18 protein-coding genes and 2 pseudogenes are annotated in these 19,793 nt (G+C 60.0%); 5 read left to right on the top strand and 15 right to left on the bottom strand.

Features of this window, described 5'->3' with window-relative positions; translation table 11 throughout:
- Window positions 1-8 precede the first annotated feature (8 nt).
- Window positions 9-542: an amino acid permease gene (locus FEZ63_RS07425; RefSeq protein WP_162419690.1), complete on the top strand. Its 534-nt coding sequence runs from the start codon at window positions 9-11 to the stop codon at window positions 540-542.
- Window positions 543-606: 64 nt separating this feature from the next.
- On the opposite strand, the gene FEZ63_RS07420 is transcribed toward FEZ63_RS07425, so the two are convergent.
- The 6 genes from FEZ63_RS07420 to FEZ63_RS07395 all read right to left on the bottom strand — a co-directional run bounded on the left by FEZ63_RS07420 (window position 607) and on the right by FEZ63_RS07395 (window position 7,159).
- Window positions 607-870 carry a c-type cytochrome gene (locus FEZ63_RS07420; RefSeq protein ID WP_244622692.1) on the bottom strand — a complete coding sequence of 88 codons (264 nt, stop codon included), beginning with the start codon at window positions 868-870 and terminating at the stop codon, window positions 607-609.
- Between the two features lie 67 nt (window positions 871-937).
- Window positions 938-1,342: a hypothetical protein gene (locus FEZ63_RS07415; protein WP_150943001.1), complete on the bottom strand. Its 405-nt coding sequence runs from the start codon at window positions 1,340-1,342 to the stop codon at window positions 938-940.
- A gap of 117 nt (window positions 1,343-1,459) precedes the next feature.
- The gene (locus tag FEZ63_RS07410) at window positions 1,460-3,046 is read right to left on the bottom strand and encodes an MBL fold metallo-hydrolase RNA specificity domain-containing protein (RefSeq protein ID WP_275552337.1); all 1,587 of its coding nucleotides are present in this window, start codon (window positions 3,044-3,046) and stop codon (window positions 1,460-1,462) included.
- A gap of 324 nt (window positions 3,047-3,370) precedes the next feature.
- A complete protein-coding gene (locus FEZ63_RS07405) occupies window positions 3,371-5,290 on the bottom strand; it encodes a heavy metal translocating P-type ATPase (protein ID WP_150942999.1) in 1,920 nt (639 codons plus the stop codon).
- Between the two features lie 89 nt (window positions 5,291-5,379).
- Window positions 5,380-5,961, bottom strand: coding sequence for an NAD(P)H-dependent oxidoreductase (locus tag FEZ63_RS07400; protein ID WP_150942998.1), 582 nt, complete (start codon window positions 5,959-5,961; stop codon window positions 5,380-5,382).
- Window positions 5,962-6,085: 124 nt separating this feature from the next.
- Window positions 6,086-7,159 (bottom strand): NAD(P)-dependent alcohol dehydrogenase, encoded by a 1,074-nt coding sequence (locus tag FEZ63_RS07395; protein ID WP_150942997.1) that lies wholly within the window; start codon window positions 7,157-7,159, stop codon window positions 6,086-6,088.
- 227 nt (window positions 7,160-7,386) lie between these two features.
- On the opposite strand from FEZ63_RS07395, the gene FEZ63_RS07390 reads away from it, so the two are divergent.
- Window positions 7,387-7,677: a cytochrome c gene (locus tag FEZ63_RS07390; RefSeq protein ID WP_150942996.1), complete on the top strand. Its 291-nt coding sequence runs from the start codon at window positions 7,387-7,389 to the stop codon at window positions 7,675-7,677.
- Here the strand turns inward: FEZ63_RS07390 and FEZ63_RS07385 are convergent.
- A complete protein-coding gene (locus tag FEZ63_RS07385) occupies window positions 7,664-9,124 on the bottom strand; it encodes a ferredoxin reductase family protein (protein WP_150942995.1) in 1,461 nt (486 codons plus the stop codon). The two genes, FEZ63_RS07390 and FEZ63_RS07385, sit on opposite strands and share 14 nt — an antisense overlap.
- Window positions 9,125-9,539: 415 nt before the next feature.
- Here FEZ63_RS07385 and FEZ63_RS07380 point away from each other — a divergent pair, with 415 nt between their 5' ends.
- Window positions 9,540-9,800 carry a DUF305 domain-containing protein gene (locus FEZ63_RS07380; RefSeq protein ID WP_420846264.1) on the top strand — a complete coding sequence of 87 codons (261 nt, stop codon included), beginning with the start codon at window positions 9,540-9,542 and terminating at the stop codon, window positions 9,798-9,800.
- A gap of 155 nt (window positions 9,801-9,955) precedes the next feature.
- Here the strand turns inward: FEZ63_RS07380 and FEZ63_RS07375 are convergent, their stop codons facing one another.
- Entirely contained in the window at window positions 9,956-10,717 is a 762-nt protein-coding gene (locus FEZ63_RS07375) for an IS5 family transposase (protein WP_150942994.1), read from the bottom strand.
- 459 nt (window positions 10,718-11,176) lie between these two features.
- Here FEZ63_RS07375 and FEZ63_RS07370 point away from each other — a divergent pair, with 459 nt between their 5' ends.
- Window positions 11,177-11,848 carry an ankyrin repeat domain-containing protein gene (locus FEZ63_RS07370; protein WP_244622689.1) on the top strand — a complete coding sequence of 224 codons (672 nt, stop codon included), beginning with the start codon at window positions 11,177-11,179 and terminating at the stop codon, window positions 11,846-11,848.
- Between the two features lie 22 nt (window positions 11,849-11,870).
- Entirely contained in the window at window positions 11,871-12,383 is a 513-nt protein-coding gene (locus FEZ63_RS07365; protein ID WP_150942993.1) for a YHS domain-containing (seleno)protein, read from the top strand.
- Between the two features lie 127 nt (window positions 12,384-12,510).
- On the opposite strand, the gene FEZ63_RS07360 is transcribed toward FEZ63_RS07365, so the two are convergent.
- The 7 genes and pseudogenes from FEZ63_RS07360 to FEZ63_RS25120 form a co-directional block, all read right to left on the bottom strand.
- A complete protein-coding gene (locus FEZ63_RS07360; RefSeq protein ID WP_244622688.1) occupies window positions 12,511-14,778 on the bottom strand; it encodes an adenylate/guanylate cyclase domain-containing protein in 2,268 nt (755 codons plus the stop codon).
- Between the two features lie 908 nt (window positions 14,779-15,686).
- Window positions 15,687-15,977: a helix-turn-helix domain-containing protein gene (locus tag FEZ63_RS07350; protein WP_150942990.1), complete on the bottom strand. Its 291-nt coding sequence runs from the start codon at window positions 15,975-15,977 to the stop codon at window positions 15,687-15,689.
- A gap of 29 nt (window positions 15,978-16,006) precedes the next feature.
- The gene (locus tag FEZ63_RS07345; protein ID WP_150942989.1) at window positions 16,007-16,315 is read right to left on the bottom strand and encodes an addiction module antidote protein; all 309 of its coding nucleotides are present in this window, start codon (window positions 16,313-16,315) and stop codon (window positions 16,007-16,009) included.
- A gap of 343 nt (window positions 16,316-16,658) precedes the next feature.
- Window positions 16,659-18,149 (bottom strand): amidohydrolase family protein, encoded by a 1,491-nt coding sequence (locus FEZ63_RS07340; protein WP_150942988.1) that lies wholly within the window; start codon window positions 18,147-18,149, stop codon window positions 16,659-16,661.
- A gap of 74 nt (window positions 18,150-18,223) precedes the next feature.
- A complete protein-coding gene (locus FEZ63_RS25125; RefSeq protein ID WP_201274110.1) occupies window positions 18,224-18,376 on the bottom strand; it encodes a beta-lactamase hydrolase domain-containing protein in 153 nt (50 codons plus the stop codon).
- Between the two features lie 176 nt (window positions 18,377-18,552).
- Window positions 18,553-19,380, bottom strand: a pseudogene (locus FEZ63_RS07330) (LLM class flavin-dependent oxidoreductase); the annotation flags it as partial.
- A 73-nt stretch (window positions 19,381-19,453) separates the two neighbouring features.
- Window positions 19,454-19,793, bottom strand: a pseudogene (locus FEZ63_RS25120) (hypothetical protein); the annotation flags it as partial.

Below are 19,793 nucleotides of genomic sequence, written 5' to 3'. Positions count from 1 at the left end.
ACGCCGTCATGAGCCGCGCCGCGCCCGCGTTCCCGCCCATCGTCTTCACGGCCATCACGCTGTTCGCGGTCGCGAACACTGCACTCGTCAACTACGTCACCGCGTCCCGCCTGATCTATGGCATGGCACGCCAGGGGCTTCTTCCGGAATCGCTAGGTAACATTCACGCACGCACTCGTACGCCACATCTTGCCGTCGGGTGCCTGTTAGTGATCCTCGCACCGCTGATCGCGCTTGGCAGCATCGGCCAACTCGCCTCCGCGACAGTGCTGATGCTTTTGGTGGTGTTCACGATTGTGAACGGGGCTTTGTTCCTGCTCAAGCGTCGAGCCGGGGAGCCCCAAGGCCGCTTCGAAATCCCGACGATTATTCCAGCCTTGGGCGCGATGGTGTGTCTGGCGCTGATCGCAGTCCGCGTATCCACCGGCGACTGGAGGGCTCCTGCGCTCGCAGGTGCGATGCTGCTGGGCATTCTTGGGATTTACACAATCATGCGGCCAAAGCTCGACGTCCGTTTAAGCAACGGTTCGGCTAGCCGCTGACTTCCGCAGCGGGGACCAACAGGATGTCTATTAGGCACAGGCGAGCCGCTCACCCTGGCGGTTTTCAGGGCTCGATCGACTTCAGATAGGCGATCAGGTCATTGATCTGGGCCGGGTCCAGCTGGAATTCAGGCATAGAGGGATGCCCGGTCGTGATGCCTTCAGCGAATGCCTCTGCAAGATTTTCAATGGGATAACGCGTGTGCAATGTCCGGAAAGGTGGCGCTTCAGCAAGGGGACTATCGCCGAACCGTCCGATAGAGTGGCATTGCGCGCAGTGCGTGCGTACAAAGACGAGTCCCCGCTGCACCCGGCCTTCCTGGGCCATCACGGCGGCCGAAGTCGCGATGGCGATCGACGCCAGCGCGAAGCCAATTTTTCCAGCGCGTCCCATCTCAGCTATGTTTCGCAGAGCCGGTTTGCTCGGCGGCACGTACCGCCACAACCTCGAACGTATAGGGCTTTTCGTTCTCATCCTCGATGGTCACGTATTCACCTGGTGCGAAGCGATGCTGGTTCAGGCGGTAGCCCGCCTCTTCGTCGCCCGGACGGTCCGTGTTGTAGTCGATCATCCACGTTGCACCGCCCGATCCACCTTGCCGGTGGATCAGGACGCCTTGCCGGTCCGCGGCGTTTGGCCAAAACCGCCTGACACGGCAGTGCGCTCGCTTGCTCGCCCATTCACCCGGTTCGAGCATTCCGTTCGCGTCGAGAGGCGCCGTGATCTCGTAGCCATGCAGCGTACTCCCTTCCGGGAACTCACGGCTGCGAGCCAGATGGAGCGTGATGTGATGAAGCACTTGGATCTCTCCGGGTCCTGAGGTGGTAGAACGCGCTGCCCGCGAAAGTCTAGGCTGGAAGCGCTGCTTCCATTTTGATCTCGATCAACCGAGTGCTGTGGCAGCACCCTGCTCTGGCTATTCCGTTTCCAGAGCCCGCCTCACGCGGCGTATGATGGCCTCCTTGGCTTTGCGGTCGGCTGCCCTCTCGATGGCCGCATTGAGATCGAGGAGAAGCTCCGAGAAGTCGTTGTGCCAGTCACGATGTCCCACGCTCTGAGGCGACAGACGACGCTCCTGATCTTCGATCAAGACGGCCGCCTCTCCCGACAACTCGTAGATCTCGTCGAGGCTGGCGATGATTGTCCTATGGGCGGGAACAACGTCGGGCATTGATGCGCGCAGAGCATTCAGCGCTGGTGCCTCGCCGTGGACGAGAAAAACTCCGCGCCGGACTGGCAGGCGATCTTTCAACCAGGCTAGCAACTCCGGCGCGTCTGCATGCCCCGAATAGAGATCGAGCGTTCTCAAGCGGGCTCTGACCCTGATCTCTTCCCCGCGCAACCTGATGCGCGAGACGCCTTCCTGCAGAATCCGGCCCAGCGTACCTTGGGCCTGATATCCGACGAAGAGGACCGTCGCATCCTCGCGCCAGAGCCAAGCCTTGAGATGATGTCGGATCCGTCCTGCGTCGCACATACCACTCGCCGCGATGATGATGTGAAAGCTATGGATCCGGTCGATGGCTTTGCTTTCGTCCACGCTTTCCGTGAACCGCACCCACCGCGATTCTAAAGCACGAACGAGATCCTGACCTTCGCGCAACTCTCCCGCGTGGCGTTTGAAGATCGCGCTCGCCTTCGAGGCAAGGGGTGAGTCGATGAAGACCGGAATATCGGGCAACTCGCCAGCATCCATCAGTTTCATAAGATCGACCAACAGTTCCTGCGTCCGTTCGACGGCGAACGACGGGATGAGCAGTACCCCGCTCGGTCGCGTTGCCGCCCGCACCTCGTCGCGGAGCATCCGCCGGCGCCGCTCGATTGTCATGCCAGCACGGTCTGTGTCTCCGTATGTGGACTCCAGGATGACATAGTCGAAATCAGGCGGGCCATCAGGCCCCGGCTGCAGCAGTTTGTGGTCTGGGCCGATATCACCAGAGAACAGAAGGCGTATCGGCTTTTCGCCTCCTTCGGAGGTTACCTCTATTTCGATGGAGGCCGAGCCAAGAAGATGGCCCGCATTCCAGTACCGGGCTCGAAAACCCGGAGCAATCGCCTCCCATTGCCCATAAGGCACCGATCGGAACGTCGACAGGCTCGCGGCAGCCTCCTCGGCTGTGTAGATGGGAAACACGGCGGGTCGCGTGCGGCGGCTGTTGCGACGGTTGAGGTTCTCGACCTCCATCTCCTGGATGTGGCCGGAATCCGGAAGCATGATGGACGCGAGATCGGCCGTGGCTTCGGTCGCGTAGATGGGACCGTCGAATCCGGCCTTCACCAGCTTTGGGATGAGGCCGCTGTGATCAATATGCGCATGAGTGAGGCAAAGGGCACTGATGCCGGCAGCCCGGAAAGGAAAATGGCGGTAGTTGAGCTCACGCTCGGATTTCGAACCCTGAAACATCCCGCAATCGACGAGAACACGCACCGCGCTCGTTTCGAGCATGAAGCAGGATCCCGTCACCGCACCGGCGGCACCGTAAAAGTGAAGTCGGAGCGACAAGATGCACTCCCTTGAAATTCGCGCTTGGGATGCGGCGAAATGGGCTGGCCCGCTCGCGAAACGATCCCGACGCCAAGGACTTGGGATGGTCAGCATCGCATCTAGGCTCTGGGGTGTCGAGCGGCTAAGTTTCCTTCCCGCACAGCTGGAGGTTTGATCCGACACATCCCCTGCTACCTGCCGAGCTGGAGATCCGACACCTGCAGGATAAGCTCAACAATCTCGTCAACCGCCAGTGGGAGCGCCTTTGCCGGAATATAAGATTTCCAGATTGAACTCCTGCAGGAGTGTCGGTAGTCAGCGGGCAGCTGCAGGGAGTCAGGGCTACAACGCCGTCGGTGCCCGAAGAGCTCTGAGGGCATTCAGGATCACGGCAATGTCGATGACCTCCTGGATTAGAGCTCCCTGCACAGGGGTGAGATACCCAAGCCCAGCCACGATCATGCCTGCAAAGGAAAGGCCGATCCCGGTATAAACACTTTGGAGCGCGATGCGCCTGGACCAGCGCGCGATTTGGATTGCGAGAGGAATTTTGTCCATCCGATCGACCAGGAGAACCACGTCGGCGGCTTCAGCGGATGCGGCCGCCCCCCTGACCCCCATGGCGACCCCGAGGTCGGCAGCCGCAAGGGCCGGGGAATCGTTGACACCGTCGCCGATCATCATGACGGGCCCGTAGCGGCGCTCAGCTTGCACGATGGCGGTCTTGCGGTCTGGCGTGAGGTCGGCATGGACCGCGTCGAGGTGCAATCCGACGGTGACTGCCTCCGCCACATCGCGGCGGTCACCCGAGGCTAAGACGATGCGGTCAATCCCCAACCGACGAAGGCTGTTGATCACCTGCGCCGCCTCCGAGCGCAACCTGTCCGCCAGGATCAGGACCCCCGCGAGTCGACCGTTGACGGCCACAGCCACCACCACCGAACCTACAGGGTATTGACCGCTGGCAACAATCTCACAGGCACTCGGAACGCGCTCCGCCACAAATCGTGTCCCGCCCACAAGAACGTGCCGGCCGTCCACGATACCCTCTAGCCCTTCGCCCGGGACCGCCTCGACTTCAGTGGGAAGCAGGAGGTCAAGCCCTCTCTCCTTCGCTTCCAGGACAAGGGAACGCGCAATGATGTGCTTCGACGCCTGGTCGAGTGATGCAGCGAGTTGAAGGAGCTTCTCGGCGGATAAGTTCGCCACCGGGCGGATCCCGACGATTCGCGCCTGCCCGTGTGTGAGAGTTCCAGTCTTGTCGACAACGAGAACTTTCACGCGAGCAAGCGTCTCCAGCGCCCTCCCCCCCTTCACCAGCACCCCAGCCTTTGCCGCGCGTGATATGCCCGACATGATGGCGACAGGAACGGCAAGAATCAGGGGGCACGGCGTCGCGATGACGAGGACTGCCAAGGCGCGGATCGGATCGCCGCTCCACAGCCAGGCCCCGCCAGCGAGAAGGACTGTCACCGCAAGGAACGCGATGGCAAAGCGATCCGCGAGCCGCGCCATGGGCGCCTTTGAGGCTTGCGCGGATTCAATCAGGCGAACAATGCCGGCATATGTGCTTTCAGCCGCCGGGTGCTTGGCGAAGAGGTCGAAGGCATCGCCTGCGTTCGTCACCCCGCTCATAACTAACTCGCCGGCCATCTTCCGGACGGGCACCGACTCGCCAGTCAGCGCTGACTGATCGAGGGTAGCCGTCCTTTCGATGATAAGCCCGTCGACAGGTACGACATCGCCCTGGGGAATAAGTAAGCGATCACCAGGCTTGATGAGATCAAGGCCGACCTCTTCGAGCGTGCCATTCCGGTAGCGAACAGCGGTTCGCGGCACGCGGGCCAAGAGCGTCGTCATCTCGCGATTGGCATGGCGCTCCGCAGAACTCTCGAGATATTGCCCGCCCGCATACATTAGAGCGACGACGGCGGCCGCGAGGTGCTCCTCGAAGACAAGTGCCCCGGTCATTGAGAGGGCGGCAACGATGTCCAGGCCGACGTCGCCGCGCCGCAGGCTCGCGATGATCCCCACGAGCAACGCTCCCAGCACTGGCAGGGTCGCCGCTGCCCAAATCGTCTCGGACCACTGCCCGCTCCCAACCAAACGTGCGCCGAAGCCCAGAAGCAGCCCCAACGTAGGCAAAATGACGAGGATGGGGCGGATAAGCTTGTGAAGGTCCTGCAGCGATGGGACCGTCGGCGTGTGGGAAAGCCAAAGCCAATGAGAGGCTGACGAGTTGGTTTTCTCAACACCATGCATGGGCAGGTCCATTCCGAGTGGAAGGTTGTCACCATTAGGAGGTTTCGCATCAGTCGATGCAAGCGGTGCCGCCAGAAAGGACCACGCAGTTATCGAGACGTTTTGCCGAGTTTGCGCATGACATCAAGCCATGCCTTCCTTTTGGCGTCGTCCATGCTTTCGATCGCGCCGATGAGCGTGTGCCGGTTCGGGCCGAACCCAACAAAGGAAAGAATGCTGCGCTTGAGGCTCTTGAGGCTGTGAGCCCCGAAATACAAACGATAGATGAAGGCCGGCATGCCCATTGTGACGACGATCCGGGAAGACTTGCCTTTGAGCGCACTCTTCCAACTCGCGCCTTCCCGGCCACCTGTCATGAAAGCGGGTCGCAAGACTTGCTCTAGGAAACCTTTGAGGAGTGCAGGCATGCCTCCGAGCCAAAGGGGATAGAAGATGACGAGGTGTTCGGCCCAACTGATCGTCTGTTGTGCCTCTGCAATGACGAGCGGGGGCGGAGCGCCGTCCCAATCGGCTTTCGATCGGATTAGCGGGAAATCGAGTTCGGCCACCGCGATAAACCGTACCTCATGGCTGCCGGCCGCGGCGCCTTCAGCGTAGGCTTCTCCCAGCGCGTGGGAGAAATGCTTGCCTCCCGGCGTGGGATGACCTTGGATGATGGCGATGCGGGCCATTCAGGTCACCGTTTTTCATTGCCGGGCCCGTGAGTGAGTGCCTGCGGCCTATCAGAACTTGAAACCTGAACTCGTGAACTCGCCTCTGCCGAGACAATGAGTTCAATTGCCTAGTATCGAAACCTTACGGTGTAATAGCCACCTTCAACACGCCATCTCGCTGGTGGGCAAACAGATCGTAGGCCTCCTCGATATGATCGAGCTTGAAGCGGTGCGTCACGAGGGGGCGCGTGTCGACCCGGCCCGACGCGATTGCGGTCATCAGCCGCCGCATGCGTTCCTTGCCACCAGGGCAGAGCGTCGTCCGGATAGTGTGGTCGCCCAGTCCCGCGAGGAAGCCATCAAGAGGAATTCTAAGATCGCCCGAATAAACACCGAGCGACGACAATGTTCCGCCTGGCCGAAGCACGCGCAATGCGGCCTCGAAGGTTTCCTGCCGCCCCAACGCCTCGATGGAAACGTCCACGCCCCGTCCATCGGTCAGGCGCTGGATCTCTTCGATCGGATCGATCTTCGAGAAGTCAACGACGTGATCTGCACCCATCCGCCGCGCCATCTCCATTCGATCATGCACGCTCTCTACAGCAATGATGGTCGTGGCGCCCATCAGGCGCGCCCCTGCCGTGGCACAGAGCCCGATGGGCCCTTGCGCGAACACCGCCACGGTATCACCGATGCGGATACGACCGCTCTCCGCCCCAGAGAAGCCCGTCGACATGATGTCGGGACACATGAGCACCTGCTCGTCTGAGAGGCCATCCGGCACCGGAGCCAAGTTAGTCATCGCGTCGGGAACGAGCAGATACTCCGCTTGGGCTCCGTCGATGGTATTGCCGAAGCGCCATCCGCCGAGCGGCTTCCAGCCATGCTTGGTGCCAGCCCCGTCCTGCGAATGAAATCCGCATAGGCATGCTTCGCTGTAGCCGCTTGGCGTAATCGCGCCAGCGATAACCTTCTGCCCCTCGCGGTAGCCACGCACGGACGAGCCGAGCTTCTCGACGATGCCGACCGGCTCATGACCGATAGTTAGCCCTCTGGCGACCGGATACTCGCCCCTGAGGATGTGGATATCGGTGCCGCAGATTGTGGTCGTGGTAATGCGTAACAGCGCGTCGAGAGGTCCGACCGCGGGGATTGGTTTCTCATCTAGGACGATCCGATTGGGTTCGACGAAGATCGCAACTTTCATCTTGGGCATTATCATCACCCTTACTGCTACTGGAAGCTACCACAGGAAAGCTGGACCCGTTTATGGAACATCCCTCAGCGGGCTGAGGAGGCCTCGAGCCGTGCCGCTTGATAGTGAGAGCATGGCGAAACAAGCGTATTCTAAAGGCCGACAGTTGAGCTAGGCGCGCTCGCGCTTGAGGATCTGGCGCAGCACCCAAGCTGCCCATGAGGGACTAGGCCCGCAGGGAGGGCGTGATGGTCGCTGATATCAAAACCTTGAGTACACTTGGGATAACGTTAAGTGCGGCCTTCGCTTCAACGGGCAGTGCGGCCCAGGTGAGCACCTCACAGCCCGGAGAGGTGGCATATGCTTCGACCTGCGCCTCCTGTCATGGCGGCCCGTCGGCGGTCATCAGCCGAACCGGGAGCCTCAACGATCCGGCGACCCAGGCTCAGCTCGACCGCTTCCTCGCTCGGCACTACACCCGCAATGCGGAGCAGCGCCGTGCGATCATCGATTACCTGGCGACGCTCAACCGTCGCTAACCAGCGCGCGCGTTGCGAAAGCGACAAGGCCGAGGCCGATTGCCAGCAGCATCACTTGGAATATGTGCTTGGCACGCCGGCTCGAAGCATCGGCAGCCGTGCCGTAGTCGAAAAGCTCGTACCGAATGCGGTCACTCGGTATGCCAAGGCGGTCGAGCGCCCCCGCAGCCCACTCCATCATGGCTTTGGGGCCGCACAGAAGGGAAATGGCACGCTCCCGGTCCAGCCCCTCAAGCAATGACGCAAGCGCCTCGTCATCGACCTCCCCGACGCGACCGCTCCAGTCTGGCGAAGATACCTCCACGACGCCGATGCTTTTGAAGTCGAGTTCGCTCCCGAGTGCAGAAATTTCCTTGGCGAAGACCTGCTCGGCGGCTGTGCGGGTCGCAACGACGAGGCGCACCGGCCGCCTGTCGCAGGACCTCGCAAGTGAACGCAAGATGCCGATAATGGGTGCTATACCCACCCCACCAGCGATCAGGATTACGGCGGATGCTGCGTCGTCGCAGTCGACAAGGTTGCCATGCGGGCCATCCAGCGTCGCCACAGTGCCGGGCGGCAATTGGCCGATCCCGCTGGTGAAGTCGCCCACCTCCTTGATCACGAAGCGGAGGGCAGGCAGTTCGTCAGGCGTGGAGGCAATCGAGAACGGGTTGTCACAGAAGGTCGGCTGGCCGTGGAAGCAGACCCAGGCGAATTGGCCGGCACGAAACTTAAACAGCCGACCGGCCTCGTGACGAAGCAGCAACTCCCATAGTTTGGGTCCGAGAGGTCGGACCGTCTCGACGCGCCATCGCGCGCCCAGCACACGGGCTGAACGGAACACGTGAATATCCAGCAACGAGACTACAGCGACCAGAGCCAGAGCCGAGGCGATCAGCGCGACGGCCGGAACCTTGATGTAGGTACCGCGTGCGAGGGCGTGGTCTACTAGGCAGACGAGCGCGACGGTCGCGCCAACGCTATGCGAGAAGCGCCAAATCTCGTAGCGCAAGCCAAAATGGTCCCGCCGCAGAGCGGCCCAAACGACCAATCCGATCAGGACAGCCGCCACGACCCCGGTCAGGAGGCTGGGCGCGGTCAGGAGACGAATGAGCCGCCGCAGGACCTGTGCAGGATCGCCGCCTCCAGCCAATGCCAGAGCAACGATGTGAGCCAGGAGGACGATGATGAGAGCCCATCCGGCGAAACGATGGAAGCCAATCACGCGGTCAATGCCGACGCGCCCAGCAATTTTCTCGAAGCGACCTGAGGTCACATATTGCAGGATGAGCATAGACCCGGCGGCGAGCCCGGCGGCACTACCCAACTCGGCGGCCCAATTGAGCGGGGGCGGCCCCCAAAATGCGGCGACGACTGGAGCCAGTACGATCGCAGGATAGAGGAAGGCGAGCCAAAGGGCGGGAATACCCTGCTTGTGGTTTTTAACAGCCGGCCCGCTCGTCATGCTAAGATGTCCTCTACGCGGCCCCGTTCGCCGTGTCCGACCAGGAGGCCTCGGCCGACGGTCTCGTCGCTCCAACTCACGGAGAGGACGACTGCCATGAAGAACCAACTCCTCACCGCCGTCACGTTAATGACGCTCGCCGTCCCGGCTCTCGCTCAGGGCCAGATGCCCGGAACGTCCGGTATGCCGGGCATGCCAGGGATGATGCGTGGCCCTCAGGGACAGGATATGCCTGGAATGGCGCAGCCTCCAACAGGTAGCTCACCAAATCAACCGGCGGCTCAGCCGCAACAATCGATGCCGATGGCTCAGCCGATGCCCGGCATGTCCGGAATGATGGGTGGCCAAGGTGGCATGATGATGATGTGCCCCATGATGCAGAGCGGCATGGCAGGCACAATGGGCGGGGCGCGGCATGGGGGCGATGTCGGATGCCGCTACGCGGCCCAGCGGCGACGACAGTGTGCCCAGCCTCGCCTTTAATGCAGTCACCGACAAGATGCATCGCGGAATGACAATCCCGAAGACCGGCAATGTGGACGCGGACTTTGCAGCGACCATGATCGCCCACCATCAGGGTGCCATCGAAATGGCGAAGATCACTGTTGCCTTTGGTAAGGACCCGACATTCGCAAGCTCGCCGAGGATGTCGTGCGGGCGCAGGAGGCCGAAATAGCGACCTTACGAGCTTGGCTTGCCAAGCAGCCGAATTGATAGGCTCCCCAACGGGACCATCGACGGATTTTTGCTGGGACGGGCCTGACAATGCTGATTTTATCAAGCTGCTGACCAAGACCAGCTTCAATGCCGTGGGATGCCAAGGCTCTCGACTTAGGGCGTGAACTCATAAAAGCGCAGCCATAACCGGATGGATGCGAGCTTGACGAAGGCAAGATAGTTGGCCGCGAGTTTGTCGTATCGCGTAGCGACGCGCCGACATTGCTTGATCTTGTTGAAGAACCGCTCAACCAAGTTACGCGCTCGGTAGAGATAGGGGCTGAAACAGATCGGCTCCTTGCGATTGCGTTTCGGCGGGATATTTGCCCACGCGCCTCTCTGACTCGCTAACTCCCTGATCCAGTCGGCGTCATATCCGCGATCTGCCAGCAACGTTGTTCGCGGTTGCAATGCCGTCAAAAGAACCGAACAAAGCCGATTGTCATGCGCCTCACCGGGCGTGAGGCCGAGGCGCACCGGCAGGCCATCGGCGTCCACGACCGCATGAATCTTGCTTGTCAGTCCGCCTCGCGAACGCCCCATTTGTTGCTCGCGATTGCCCGCGATGCAGGCCCCATGCTGGTGCACCCGCACGACCGACGTGTCGATCATCTGCACCGCCGCATCGTGAGCCTCTGCCAGCGCGTCCATGATCTGATCCCAGACGCCAGACCGCCGCCAGCGGACGAAGCGATTGTAACAAGTCGTATGGGGACCGTAGCCCACCGGCAGATCGCGCCAAGGCGCACCTGATCGCAAGACCCAGAAGATACCGTTGAGAACGCGCCGGTCGTCGACACGGGGAATGCCGCGTGGCTTGTTTGGGAGCATCGGCCTGATGACACCCCATTCGCGATCGCTGAGTTCATACCGCATGATCCAAAGCTCCGGCTGGGAGTTGGAATGGCCCCATCCGCGCGTCCGAAGTTGCCGTCAAAGCGGACATAGCTACGATGCCCAATTACTTCAAAATGACCCCGAACGGACTTTCCGCGCAATGTGGGCACTCTATCGTTCGAGGTTGGATCTTCGTGAATTGCCCGTACAAGAAGAAGAAGCGGGCCAAGCTGAGCCATAATTTGCATCTCTGGGGCATAGCGTCTTGTTTCCTCCCGTCTCGGCCCCCTGGTCAGTCGTCCCATTCCGGGCCGATCCTCTCCGCTGAATACCTCATCCTTCAACTCCCACGCGGGCACGACCCGCTGGTCGAGCGAAACGGATGACTACAAGGCCCCACATGCCAAGTGAATGGTCGTTTGCGTTTTCGGGTATCGGGCGTACTATCTTACCTCACCGATGCAGCCTGCTGGGTTCAATTTTATAGCCGAGTTGGCATTGGCTTCCGCCGCACCAAGCGCGAAACCACCCGGAGCGATCTGGATCGGGTACACGCTGGAGATGAGCGTGATGCGACCTCCATATATTTCGAAACTAGCTTTCGCGTTCTGTCTCGTCGTTGCAGGCGGCAAAGTGAATGCAGCGGCGCTGCATGACGCTGCACGGACGGGCGATGCTGACAAGGTCAAGCAGCTTGTCGCCCAAGGCGGTGATGTGAACGGCCGCGATGAGAACCGCGAGACGCCACTGATCGAGGCGGCCCTCGCCGATCAGCCAACTGCGGCCGCGGTGCTGATCGAGGCTGGAGCCGACATCGAAGCACGCAATGACCGCGGTTTCACCGCGCTCCATGCCTCGGCCTACTCGGGAAGTCAAAGTATAGCGGCGCTGCTGCTGAACCGTGGCGCCACGGTCGATGCGCGGAGCATGCACAAGATTACACCTCTGCATGTCGCTGCCGAGCAAAATCAAACCGCTGTAGCCGAGATGTTGATCGCCCGGGGAGCTGATGTTGAGGCGATTCAGGGCGACGGCTTCACCCCGTTGAGCCGAGCTACCTTCTACAAGAGCGCGCAGGTTATGGCGTTACTCAAAAGGCACGGCGCCAAGTGCCAACCTAGGGAAACAGTTGGCTCATCGCAGGCGGCGTGCCTTGCGGCTGGAAATTGACTGTCGAAGAGGAGTTCTTGATATGACCTCACACCGCCTTGCAACACTTGGATCCTTGCTTCGCCCAATGAAACTGGTGCCATTGTTGCTTTCTTTGAGCATCGGTGCTGCCGTGGCTGCCGACGGCGTGAACACTGGGTACTTCGGCAACGTAGCCATTGGGGGCTATGACCCAGTTTCCTATTTCACCGAGGGCCGGCCGACGAAAGGTTCTCCTGACATCAGCCAGACGTGGCTTGGCGCCACTTGGTATTTTTCGAAGGCCAAGCACCGGGACACTTTCGCCTCTGACCCAATCCGGTATGCGCCACAGTATGGCGGCTTCTGCGCACTGGGAACGGCCAATGAACAAGCCTCAGCCAACATCGATCCGGAAGCTTGGCGGATAGTGGACGGAAAGCTATATCTATTCTCCGGAAAGGAAGGTCTTGACGAGGATTTCGATGCCCGTGCCGCTGCGGTGATCGGGATGGCAGACCTGAAGTGGCCAGAGGTCCAGCAGAAAGAGTTCCGCGCGCGGCAGAATGGCAACTGAGCGGGGCTCTCAATATAAGTGCTCGTATCCCGAGCCGAGACGCTCAGATGGCCCGTGCTGACGATCTCAATCGATGCTGATGAATCGTCAAGCGTATTACGACTCCTGCGCGTTTCATTAGTTGACGTTACTGAGCGACGGAAAAGTATCGAACCGAAGTTGAGTCAGGATAAACGTACTCACTGTGCGCTTCGGCGCTTCCTCCAGGGTTGCGATATACTGGGCTGCAGAACTTTCTACCGAGCAAGATTGCCGAGGATTGGGTACAGAACAGATCATGTTCGAAGGTGAACTTCCCAACGACCATAATCCTTTGCGCGCGCAAAGCGAAATCGCCGTTGGGACTCAGTTGCATGATGAACTGCACGCCATCCTGGAGATGTCCCATCCAGATTTTGTTCATCGCTAGGGCGCGGATGGCTGCGGCGTCTAGCCGATCTTCGGGACGGCCCCGAATGTTGTAAGACCACTCTGGCAGACCAGCCTCACGGAGGGCGGCTAACCGGTGATCAAGATCTTCTTGTCGCTGATGATGACTATACATAATGCGGAGACTGGCAATGTTCTGGGAAGGTATCCGCTTGAGAATTGCCTCCACGGCCTTGCGTGCGTCCGCCATGCGGCCCAATCGCGCGCTTGCCATTGCCAGAGCTTCTAAGCCGATATCCCCCAAATCGTCAGGTCCGGCGGAGCGAAGAGCCTTCAGCGCCTGTTCGTATCGGTGGTTCATGTACAGCACGAGGCTATAGTAGTCATAGACTTGCGCTTTTGGTTTCGGATCGAGTTGCAGGACCTGTTCGATGGCCGCGAGAGCCTCCGGGTTTCGCCCCGCATAGGTAAGGACGATGGCGAGGTTGAGCTTGGCGTCTGCGCTGTTCGGACCGAGCGCCACTGCTTGTTGAACCGACTCGATTGCCCTGTCGATCTCTCCGTCGAGCATCTGTAGGATGCTGAGGACAGCATAAGCTCGCGGGATCTTTGGATTGAGTTCGAGGGCTCGGCCCGCAAACTCATAAGCACGTTGGCGGGCAACGGCGCTGAGCACCACAGGCTGAAAGTCGAAACTGAGGACGTCTACAATCGCTCTGGCATAGCCCGCGTAGGCATCGGCGAACTCTGGATCAATGGAAATCGCCTTCTCGTACAAGGAGAGGGCATCACCAAGGGCTTTGCGATCAACGGCATAGACCTTTTGTTCGGCTCGCGTGTAGAAATCATAGGCTTCAAGATTTCGGGTCGGCAAGCGAGAGATTTGAGACGTTTCGTTTTCGGTCAACCTGACGGATAGTGTCTCGACGACATGGTGGATCAAGCGATCCTGAAGCTCAAAAATTTTGGCGAGGTCACCTTCGTAACGCTCTGCCCAAACGTTGCTAGCGGTGGCCGAGTCGACCAGTTGGACATTGACGCGAATCCTATCACCAGCGCGGCGGACATTCCCTGCAAGGACATAACGAACGCCTAGCTGCTGGGCGGCTTGCTCAACGTTCTTGGGCTGACCCTTGAATGCAAACGCGGAATTGCGGGCAATCACCACAAGTCCCGAAACCTTCGACAGATCGGTGATGAGGTCGTCGGTGAGACCGTCCGCGAAATAGTCCTCCTGGGCGTTGTCACCGAGGCTGCCAAAAGGCAATACAGCTATCGTGGGCTTGCCTCCCGCAGGCGCAGCCAAGCGTGGGTGTTCTGACAACAGTGCCGAAGCGTAAGGCCAAAGCACCAGGCCAAATCCCGCCGCGACAACCAGGAAAATTATCATTGTGACTAGCCTGAACCGTTGTCGCAATGGCCGTCGCTGAGCCCCAGCCGGCAGGTTCAAAAGGACGGCATAAGCTCGGACGGAGTCGGCAATGTTCTTCAGATGCAGGTTACCGAGCGACTTGAACCCCACATCGACCTTGTTCTTGGCTTGGTCGTAGGCCGTACCGGAGATGACGATCCCGTCAGGCTCACAAATCCCTTCCAGCCGAGCCGCAACATTGACGCCATCGCCGTAAACGTCGTCGCCATCGATGATGACGTCACCAAGATTGATCCCAATACGGAATGAAATCCGCGAGTGCTCGGCAAGGGCGTCGCGTTGCTTTGCGATCGAACGCTGGATCTCCACGGCGCACTCCACGGCATCGACTACGCTGGCGAACTCAACCAGCGCCCCGTCGCCCATGAGCTTCACAATACGGCCGCGGTAGCTCGCGATTAACGGGTGAAAAAAATCGCGACGAAGCGCCTTGAGCTGTGCCAGGGTGCCCGTCTCGTCAAGACCCATAAGACGGCTGTACCCCACCACGTCGGCGGCGAGGATCGCGACTAGCTTCCGCTCTGCTCGCTGTGACTGATCCACCACGAAAGGATAAAGAAAACCTTGCAAAGAGGCTAGGGAGATCAAATGCAATAGTCCCTCCACGGCCAGCGCACCACATCGCGGATAAGGTGATTTCCTCCATGATCTGAGTTGGGGTTTCGCAGCAAAAACGCTGGGTGAGCCTTGGGACATCCCTCCTGCAGTTGAGGGGGATGAACGGTCAACGCTAGCTAACCTGCTAATCCGGACTGATGACCAGTACTGGCACATAACGGAAGGCCCGTCGGCCCTCGGCGACTTCCGAAAACCATCAAGAAGCGGACTCCGATCGGTCGACGAATGATGCATTTATGAGTTCACGGCCTAATCAGATTAAAGTTCGTGCTTCGATGAAGATACCCACGTGCGTGCCACGTACGTGAAAAAATACCGCATAATTCGCAGAAACCCCTGTATGACCGGATGTTGTGCCTTTTGAGCGTATTCGGAAGTCAACAGGGCAATTTTGAGACGCGCTCCAATACAAGCCCAGTTGAACCGGCTCCCGCGCAGCCGCGTTGCGGCAGCGATTACTGCGTCTACTGACCTCTCCGCACTCATCTAAAAACCGATTAACAGCAGTTCAGCATCCAGCTCCTGGAGGATCACGAGCCCACGGTCTCTTGATAACTCATCGTGTGGAACCTAATTATTTGATCGCTTCAGGCTTGGGCTTGTCGGTCATCGTGGTTGCTCATCAAAGGAGATTATCTTGAGGGTGGGGGAAGTGGCTTCCAACCTACGACTTGCTGGTCGAAGTAAATGGACGTTCCATCCTTAGCGCCCAACACGCGCCAAAAGCCAACGGGACCCATCGCCTCGTCGGTCTCCCAAACTCCAACGGTTACCGGGAATGCGGGCGGAGCCTCGGCATCTTCCAGCCATAGTATAACTGGCGTGCCATCATGCGGCGCCGCACTCACGTCGAGCCACCTGTCCTTCAACAATTAGGATCTCCCTCACGTTGCTTGCAAAGCGCGCTCGACGACCTGAGGCTCGCGTACCATCAACAAGACACGGGCGGACGTGTCAGGTTTTCCCCTGCCCTGCTCCCAATCCCGAAGCGTGGCGAGCGGAAAGCCGAAGCGGTTGGCAAACTCTGCCTGAGTGGGCTTGAGGCCTTTGCGAATGGCCTTCACATCGATGTCAGCGGGGACGTGAACGCGATAGGTTGAAGGATCGGCCTCGCCGCGTGCGATTGTGCGGGCATCCTCTGCTGCCTGGATAAGTCGTTTGCCGAGTGTAGTCATCGACGCCACCGCGTTCCATCAGTCAAAGTTCAAGCGCACTGTCGCTCGGGCAGCTCGGTTGGTCGTGCCTCAAGCTTGAGTCCTAAGGCATGGAGGACCTTGAGGACCGTTCCGAATTCTGGGTTCCCTTCGGCAGAAAGGGCACGATAAAGGCTCTCTCGAGATAGCCCGGTGTCGCGCGCTAGTTGGGACATGCCTTTAGCTCGAGCAATATCGCCAATAGCAGCCGCCACGAGTCTTGGATCGCCATCTTCGAGGGCAGCATCAAGATAGGCAGCAACATCCTCTCCGCTTTCGAGGTGTTCTGCTGCATCCCATTTGCGAATATTAATGGGCATTGGTCACTCCTTTAACCTCTGCGCAAGAGCCTTAGCTTCTCTGATGTAAATCGGCAACAATGTGCAGCATGGCTCTCAATCCGGTCATCAGGCCGGATTCATCGACCTGGAATCTCGGTGAGTGATTGAGAGCCATGCCGCACACCCTGATTGTCCCCGATCCTGAGCATGGTGCACCTCCTGGGATCGGGAGGTAACTAGCTCGGATTTGAAGGTCGGCAATGGCGTGAACGGATCACATACGGAGACCGTTGTCCCTGCTCATCCTCGCTCATGGATGAGTAGGTGTCGGGGAGCGGAACTCCCTGACACCCCGTCCGCGTCGAGCGACTGACTTGGACCGTCACTTGCTGCTGGCGATGATTCTCTCCAGCTTGTCGTGCATGTCCCTTCCAGCCTTGGCAGCGGCGCCTGCAACTTCCGCTATGTCCAGCGCCTTGTGCTTGCCCTGTCTCAACACCAACTCACCGCCGACGATGACAGTATCCACGTTGCGTGAGCTTCCGGAGTAAACGATGGAATAATACGGGTCGATCACGGGAGCGATATTGATGTCGTTCTTCCGGATCAGGATGACGTCTGCCCGCTTTCCCGGCGTGAGCGACCCGATCTCGGCATCAAGATGTAGGGCTCTTGCGCCTCCGATCGTGGCGATTTCAAGGATCCTCTTCGGCTCCAGGGTCCGATCCACGTCGGATCGCTGCTTATGGGACCATTGCAGCGCCCTCATCACCGTGAAGAAGTCTGCGGTCGCCATGGCGCTCGAGGCATCTACGGAAAGGCTGAGGCTTGCTCCCAGCTTTTCCAGTTCCGCGAACTGAATATACCCGTTGCGCACCGTCGAATAAGGGATCTCGATGGCAGGAGACATCGAGAACTGAACATTCTTCGCAACCATGGCTTCGCGCTCCTCAGCGGTGAAGCCCTGGGTGTGGATCATCAGGATATCCGGACCGAGCAGGCCGTGCCTGTTCAGCAATCCGACGAGACCGTGGGCGGTGTTTCCGTAATGGAATGAGATTGGCAAGCCTAGATTTCGGACGAACTGCACATCGTTGATGAAGTCCTCATCGTCGCGGCCGCTCTTCAGGACATCCGGAGCCGGCGTATCGAGATTGACGCCAAGCCTTACGAGAGGGTTCGCCGATCTCCACCGCTTGTTCATCTCTTCGAGCCCGGCCCGATCCAGCCTTTGGTCCCGTCCGGGCGGGCCATACGAGAACCGCGTACGGATCCCGACATCGAGCGATGCACGGATCTCGGCTTCGGCGTGAGCAACGGACCGGGTGTTGTGCGAGAAGTTGTTGACGCAGGTCGTTCCCGAGAGAAGGGCCTCCATCAAGCCAAACCTGGCGGAGTTGAACGCGTCGTCCGACGTGCAGAGCGGCGCGGCTCTGTTCGTCGTCGGGAAATAGCCCCGCACCCGATCGTCACCGCGGATGGAACCGCGCAGGAACGCGTTCCAGAGATGCGAATGCGTATCGACGAACCCCGGCATCACGATCATGTCGCGGGCCTCCATGACCTCCGCACCGGGTGCCTCTATGTGTTCACCGACCTGCACGATCCGGCCGTTCCTGATATGGACGTCGCCTGCGGTGAGGTCTCCGATACTCTTGTCCATCGAGAGGACATGCCCCCCGCGAATGATCAACTCTCCCCCCGTGGCAGTTGCGGAAGGCCCAGCGCTCTGTGCGTCTGCGGTCTTGGGGCTGAGGGTCATGGCTCCTGCACTGGCTGCGGCAAAGGCTGCGGTGCTGCGAAGAAAGCCACGGCGGTGCATCCCCTCGGAGGCGGGACCGGAGTCTTCCGTCGGGCGGCCTGGATCGCTCATAAGTCGAATCCCCTTAGCTTGTTGATGCTTCGCCTGTCGGAAGCGAAAATACTTTAGGCTTAAAGCTTCCGGCGTCAATCGACGCGGGCGGCATCGGGATCGTGATGCGAGGCTTCGGTCAGGGCCCACAAGGTGGTGGAGCGGGTGCCGGTCCGGCAGAAGGCCAGCACGGGGCCCCTCACCTCGCCGAGCGCCTGGCCAAAGGCTGCGGCATCCTCGTCCGTCACCTACCGGACACTACGGGACTATGCCGGTAGGCGAGCCCCAGACGCTCGGCTGCTGCCGCGAGATCCTGTTCGGTGAGCTGGTCAGAGACAGACAAAAAGGGAGTGATCTTCGAAAGCTTCATGAAAAGATGCCTCGTCGGTTGGGGAAAGGTGCGCCAGCTTGGCTGGCGCTATGGCAGGCGCCGCGCACCTTCATTGGGAGGAGGGGCTGCGTCTTTGAGGCCCCTCGCCTCTCGGACTGCCTTGGTGCGATCGAGGAACGCCTCGGCTTTCGCCCACGCAACCTCTTCGGTATCCGCCAGGATCGGCCGGAACGACAGGCTGAAGCGAATGTGGTCTTCGCGACCATGCCGGGCGGCGGCCGCCCTCACCCGGGCGACAGTCTCGCGGACTTGCGCGTGGGTCTCGCCCCAAAGGGCGTAGATGTCCGCATGCTTTCCCGCCACGGCAATCGCTGCCTCGGATGAGCCGCCAAAATAGATCGGCAGATGCGGGGCCTGCACCGGCTTGACGGTCGAGAAGGCGTTCTCAAAGCGATAGTACTCGCCGGCATAGTCAAACGGTGTCGCGCTCGTCCACGATGCGCGCACCACATCGAGATACTCACTTGTGCGCGCATAGCGCTCGTCCTTCGTCAGGAAGTCACCATCCTGCTTGAGTTCCTGATCATTGCCGCCGGTGATGATGTGCACGCCGGCGCGGCCGTTGGCGAGTTGATCGAGCGTCGCGAGCTGGCGTGCAGCCACTGTCGGCGCCACGAAACCCGGCCGGTGCGCGATCATCAGGTTGATACGGTCCGTGACGGAAGCTGCGTAAGCAGCGACCAGCAGGCTATCCGGTGAGGTCGAGTGGAAGGCGACGAGGAAGCGGTCGAAGCCACCATATTCCTGCGCCTGTGCCACCGCCCGGATGTAGTCCCGATCAATGACGGCTCCTCCTCCCGGGTGGATCTCCGATTCGTAATGGGTGCCGACAAACCCGATGAACTCGACGTCCTTGGTCATGCCAATCTCCTGCTTGTTCATAAACTTACGCCGACGTGGGACACGATCAGATCACGATCGGGCCGCGTTTTGATCAGAGCGGTGACGGATGCTCGAGCGGCTCGGCGCTCTCCTCCTCGACTCCAAGTTCGCGCAGCAGACCAATCCGCAACTCGGCAAATCCTGGCTGCGCGTGGCGCCGTGGCCGCTCGAGGTCGACCGGCCAGTCGAGTGCAATGCGCCCCTTGTCCAGGATCAGCACACGGTCCGCGAGAAGCAGTGCCTCATCGACATCGTGGGTGACCAGCAGAATGGCGGGTCGATGTGTCTTCCAGAGCGACGCGACAAGCCCCTGCGTCTTGAGACGGGTGAGCGCGTCGAGTGCGGCGAACGGCTCGTCGGGTTCCGTCGCAAATTTGAAGTGACGCGAAAAA

The organism is Microvirga brassicacearum, assembly GCF_008757455.1.
Lineage (GTDB): Bacteria > Pseudomonadota > Alphaproteobacteria > Rhizobiales > Beijerinckiaceae > Microvirga > Microvirga brassicacearum.
Note: the sequence above shows the minus strand (reverse complement) of the source record. Positions and strands in the feature narration are given on the sequence as shown.